Source organism: Actinokineospora sp. (assembly GCF_050699995.1).
GTDB lineage: Bacteria > Actinomycetota > Actinomycetes > Mycobacteriales > Pseudonocardiaceae > Actinokineospora.
This window is the reverse complement of record NZ_JBOHGC010000072.1, coordinates 1-4,979: the sequence shown is the minus strand read 5'-3', so window position 1 is coordinate 4,979 and position 4,979 is coordinate 1. Positions and strand designations below refer to the sequence as shown.

At 69.4% G+C, this 4,979-nt stretch carries 5 protein-coding genes and 1 pseudogene; 3 read left to right on the top strand and 3 right to left on the bottom strand.

Annotated features, from left to right (window positions below; all coding sequences use genetic code 11):
- Nucleotides 1-349: 349 nt before the first annotated feature.
- From ACRDSQ_RS04455 to ACRDSQ_RS04445, 3 genes are all read right to left on the bottom strand, one after another.
- Complete coding sequence (locus tag ACRDSQ_RS04455; protein WP_431419005.1) at nt 350-745, bottom strand: STAS domain-containing protein; 396 nt, start codon at nt 743-745, stop codon at nt 350-352.
- A gap of 74 nt (nt 746-819) precedes the next feature.
- Nucleotides 820-1,614 carry an RNA polymerase sigma factor SigF gene (locus tag ACRDSQ_RS04450; RefSeq protein ID WP_431419004.1) on the bottom strand — a complete coding sequence of 265 codons (795 nt, stop codon included), beginning with the start codon at nt 1,612-1,614 and terminating at the stop codon, nt 820-822.
- Nucleotides 1,611-2,054, bottom strand: a complete 444-nt coding sequence (locus tag ACRDSQ_RS04445; protein WP_431419002.1) for an ATP-binding protein — start codon at nt 2,052-2,054, stop codon at nt 1,611-1,613. Before ACRDSQ_RS04445 ends, ACRDSQ_RS04450 begins: the two co-directional genes overlap by 4 nt.
- Before the next feature lie 132 nt (nt 2,055-2,186).
- Between ACRDSQ_RS04445 and ACRDSQ_RS04440 the strand changes: the two genes are divergently transcribed.
- From ACRDSQ_RS04440 to tnpB, 3 genes and pseudogenes are all read left to right on the top strand, one after another.
- Nucleotides 2,187-2,678, top strand: a complete 492-nt coding sequence (locus ACRDSQ_RS04440) for a hypothetical protein (RefSeq protein WP_431419000.1) — start codon at nt 2,187-2,189, stop codon at nt 2,676-2,678.
- 27 nt (nt 2,679-2,705) lie between these two features.
- Nucleotides 2,706-3,901 (top strand): annotated as a pseudogene (locus ACRDSQ_RS04435) (glycosyltransferase).
- Nucleotides 3,902-4,125: 224 nt separating this feature from the next.
- The coding region (gene tnpB, locus ACRDSQ_RS04430) for an IS607 family element RNA-guided endonuclease TnpB (RefSeq protein ID WP_431418999.1) at nt 4,126-4,979 on the top strand (854 nt) is incomplete at its 3' end.

The window sequence follows — 4,979 nt, the reverse complement described above, 5'->3', positions numbered from 1 at the left end:
GACCGCGTTCACCCGCCTACGCACCGCGTCGTGGCCCGGCTGACACACACCTCCCGCCACTACGACCAAGGACCCCGGAAACCGCCCACCGACGCGACAGTCGGCCCACAACCATCGCCATATCCAGGGATCTCAGGCAAAACCCAGCCACAGCAACCTTTCAAGCAGATCCCACAAACCCGTGCAAGATCGAGGCTAGGGGCCTAGACATCAAGGATTCCGGGGAGACGGCAGCTCCCGGTGGTCGGGGGGCGTGCCACCGGGAGCTGCTTGCTAGCCCTATCGGAGTAGAGGGGTGCGGCGTTAGCAGTAACCTGATTTTTCTTTCCCGGACACGTTCAGGTGCTGGTCAGGCGCCGTCGACGGCCTCGTCCACGGTGCCGTGGAGATCGAGTTCGGTTTTCAGCCCGGTCAGTTCCAGGGGACGCAGGACGGCCGTCCCGGAGGCCACGATGGGCAGCCGGACGCCGCGCCGGGCGGCCTCGGCGGCGTGCTGCACGAGAATGGTGATTCCCGCCGAGGACAGGAACGTGACCCCGGACAGGTCGACCACCACCCGTCGGTGACCGCCGTCGGTGGTCGCGGTGAGGCTGCGGTCCAGCGCGGGGGCGGTCAGCATGTCGATCTCGCCGTTCACCAGCAGGATCACAGTGTCGACCGACGCCTGCCGCGCGGTCACCTCGAGGCCGGGCGCGACCATGGCCGGATCAGTCACGGCGGCGGTGGGCTCGTCGGGCTCGGTCATGGTGGCACTCCCTCGGGGTCGCAGCGCCAACAGTACCGTCACGCGGCCGATCGACCCAGCTGACAACTGTCCCCTCAGGAGTCGCTGATCCCGTCGCGAAGCCCTTTCAGGGTCTTGGCGAGAAGCCGGGACACGTGCATCTGCGAGAGGCCTATGCGTTGGGCGATCTCGGTCTGGGTCATGTTGCCGTAGAAGCGAAGGATGAGGATCCGCCGTTCCCGGGCGGGCAGCTGGTCGAGCAGCGGGCGGAGGGTCTCGTGGTACTCGACGCTGTCGAGGGCCTCGTCGTCGACGCCGAGCCGGTCGGCCACGGGGGTGTTGTCCTCGCCGGGGCTCAGGATCTCGTCGAGGGACTGCGACCGGTAGACGTTCCCGGCCTCGATTCCCTCGTAGACCTCCTCTTTGGACAGACCGAGGTGCGCCGCGATCTCGCTCGGTGTCGCGGACCGGCCCAACTGCTGCGCGAGTTCCGAACTCGCGGTGCTGACCGCGAGATGGCGTTCCTGCAGGCGCCTGGGCACCCGCACCGACCAACCGGTGTCACGGAAATGCCTGCGTACCTCGCCCATGATCGTCGGGATGGCGAAGGACAGGAACTCCGTTCCCCGGTCGGGGTCGAAGCGGTCGACCGCGTTGATCAGCCCCACGGTGGCGACCTGGAGGAGGTCGTCGTGCGCCTCCCCGCGGTGGCTGAACCGCTGCGCGATGTGCTCGGCGACGGGCAGGTGCCCGGTGACGAGTTCGTCACGCAGCGCGGCCCGCTCGGGACCGGGTTCGAGCTTCGCCATGTTCTCGAACAGCGGCCGAAGGTGCGCGTAGCCCGCGGAGGAGTCCCGCCACGCGGCGTTGACCAGATGTGGGTGCGTCATGGCCTGCTCCGCTCTCTCCGCACGTCCACGTCGATACGCAGCACCGGAAGCGGGCGGGATGTGTCGACGGTGTGGTTGATGTCGTCCACCAGCGAGACCAGCAGTCCCCAGCCCAGTGTGGTGTCGTCGATCGGGCGCGCGTCGAAGCCCTCGACAGCCGCGGAGAAGCGAATACGGCTCGGTGCGATCTCGAACCGGCAGACCAGCGCCGTTCCCGCCACCGCGCGGTCGACGAGCAGTGAACACGCCTCGTCGACGATCAGTTTCACATCGGCGATCGCCTCGATGTCGTAGTCCTCCCGCATCGCGATCGCGGCGGCCACCGTGCGCACCAGCGGCAGCTCGGCCATGCCGACGGTGAGCTCCACCAGGCGCGGCGTCGCCGTCGCATGGTGTTCGCCGGTCGGCCCGAGCAGGGCACGCCCCAAGTGGTCGGTCACATAGGTGGACTACCCCCGATCAGGTCAGGCCAACCGAGCACACGCACGCTGGGTGAATCGGTTGAGGTGTCGAAACCCAGGGAACGGGTAGTCATTCCGCAAGCGATCAATGACAGCGGCCGAAGGGATGTCATGGACATCAACAGCTTCGTCTTATTCCTCGTGCTGGGTATCGTTCTGGTGGCCGTGGACGGGCAGATCATCTACCGTGCCGGATCGCGATACCTCGAGAACTCATACACGGACGACAGTTCCGCGGGCTCGATGGCCCGCCTGGTCTCGGTTCTGTTCCACCTGGCGGTGTTGGGCGTGCTGGCGCTGCTCTCGACCATCGACTTCTCCGCCGACAGCCCGCTGGAGTCCGTCGTCACGCGCCTGGGCGTGTTGGTGCTGGTCCTCGCGATCGGTCACGCGATCGCGATCAAGGTCCTGACCAGGATGCGTGACCGGCTCGACGCCGAGGGATTGTCGCAGCGGCGATACGAGCAGACAACCGAGTCCACCGACCAGGTCGAGCGGGCCGATCACGAGATCGACGAGATCATGGTCCCGCCCAACGACGACAAGACCGCACCCTCCGTCCGCGGGTTCGCTCGCCGGTTCAACCCGAGCGCGCATCGCTGACGCCTCGCCGTCGGACAGGGGCCCGTCATGAGAATCGCGATGGTGTCGGAGTGCGCGGACCCGCCCATCGCACCGCGCGGGCCGGACGCCGACCAACGGGTCGCCGACCTCGCCGCGGCGCTCGTGCGGCACGGCCACCACGTGACGGTCTACACCCGGCGGGCCTACCCGGACCAGCAGGAGATCGTCCGGGTCGATGGCGGCTACGACGTGGTGCACGTCCTGGCGGGCCCACCGCGGCCGATGGCGGGCGACGACCTGCTGCCGACGATGGGGGAGTTCACCCGGTACCTCCTCGCGCGCTGGCGCGAGGACCCGCCGGACGTGGCGCACGCGCAGTCTTGGATGTGTGGGCTGGCCACGGTTCTGGCGGGCCGCAGGCTGAACATCCCCACGGTGCAGACGCTCTCGTCGCCCGCTTCGGGGCGGGACACCGCTTCGGCCGACCGGGTCGAGACCGAGCGGCTGCTCGCGCGGCGGGCCGACCGGATCGTGGCCGGGTGCGCCGACGAGGTGTTCGAGCTGATCCGGCTGGGGGTGCCCCGCTCGAAGATCTCGATGGTCCCCGCCGGGGTCGACGTCCACCGGTTCGCCCCCACGGGTCCGACGGCCCCTCGGGAACTGGGCCACCGGCTCGTGACGGTCGGGAAGTTGTTGCCGGGCAACGGGTTTCAGACGCTTGTCCAAGCCATGCCGATGCTGCTCGACACCGAGCTGGTCATCGCGGGCGGCCCGACCGGGGCGGCGCTGGCCACGCACCCGCACGCCGCGGCCCTGCTCGACGACGCGGCGCGGCTCGGTGTCGGGGACCGGGTCTGGCTGGCGGGCCACGTGAGCGCGGCGGACATGCCCGCCTTGCTGCGCTCGGCCGACGTGGCCGCGTACGTGCCATGGCAGGATGCATCCGGGGTGGCGGCGCTGGAGGCCATGGCGTGCGGCATGCCGGTGGTCGCCACCGCGGCCGGGCCGCTCGTCGACATCGTGGTCGACGGGGTCACCGGCCTGCGGGTGCCGCCGCGCGATCCGCTGGGCGTTGCCTTGGCGTGCGCGCAATGCAGGTCGATGACGCGGGCCGGTCGGCGTTCGGCCTGGCGGGCCGCGACCGGGCGCGGGCGCGGTACAAGTGGGACCGCGTCGCACTCGACGCCGTCCGCGTGTACGCCCGCGCGCGTTCGGCCACCGATCACCCGACCGGGCGAAATGCGCTTCCGGTCGAGGCGTGACCTGGCCGCGCCGGGGGACCCTGGCCCGCAGAGGAGGCGAGACCAGATGCCCGACTCGATGCCGCAGCCGAGACCAGACGACCAGATGGCCGAACCCGCCGGGGGCTGCGAACCGTTCAGGATTCTGTGCCTGTGTGTGTCTGATTGAGGTGTTTGAGATCGGCGACGCGGTGTGCTGGCCCGGGTGGGTTGTTGGTCGGTGGTGGTCGGTACGGTCGCTGGTGATGACCATGGTGTTGCAGGCGTGTCGGTTCGCGTTGGACCCGACACCGGCCCAGGGGGCTGTGTTGCGGTCGCATTGTGGTGCGCAGCGGTACGCCTACAACTGGGGTTTGGCGCGGGTCAAGGCGAAGCTGGACCAGCGCACAGCTGAGAAGTCTTACGGCGTGGCGGAACCGGAGTTGACGCCGTCGGTGTCGTGGTCGGCCTACAGCCTGCGGAAACACTGGAATCGGACCAAGGACGTGGTCGCCCCGTGGCGGGCGGAGAACTCGAAGGAGGCGTACTCCTCGGGTTTGGCGAACCTGGCGACCGCGTTGACGAACTGGAACGCGTCGAAGAACGGCAAGCGCAGGGGCCCGAAGGTCCGGTTTCCGAGGTTCACGGGCAAACGCGCCGGGTTGTCGTGCCGGTTCACCACTGGCAGCTTCGGGCTGGCCGACCGCGGGCATGTGAGGCTGCCCCGCATCGGGGTCGTGCGCACCCACGAGTCGACCCGCAAACTGGCCCGGCACGTCGAGCGCGGCACCGCCCGGATCCGTTCGGCCACCGTGACCTGTCGGGGTGGGCGGTGGTTCTGTTCGTTCTCCGTGGAGATCGATCGCCAGGATCCGGCCCCAACCCGACCGGCTTCGGTGGTGGGGGTGGATCTCGGGGTGAAGTCGCCGGCTGTGCTCTCGACCGGCGAGGTCATCCCCAACCCCCGGCACCTCGACGTGGCTTTGCGGGAGCTGCGCAGGTTGGGGCGGCAGGCGGCCCGCCGGGTCGGCCCGGACCGGCGCACCCGGCAAACCCCGTCCGCCCGCTGGCGCAAGACCCAGGACCGCATCCGCCGGCTGCACACGAGGGTGGTCGATGC

Bases quoted from the DNA above. Each gene is read 5' to 3' on its own strand.
- ACRDSQ_RS04450 (WP_431419004.1), bottom strand. From the start codon at position 1,614: ATGACGCACCCACATCTGGTCAACGCCGCGTGGCGGGACTCCTCCGCG.
- ACRDSQ_RS04440 (WP_431419000.1), top strand. From the start codon at position 2,187: ATGGACATCAACAGCTTCGTCTTATTCCTCGTGCTGGGTATCGTTCTG.
- ACRDSQ_RS04455 (WP_431419005.1), bottom strand. From the start codon at position 745: ATGACCGAGCCCGACGAGCCCACCGCCGCCGTGACTGATCCGGCCATG.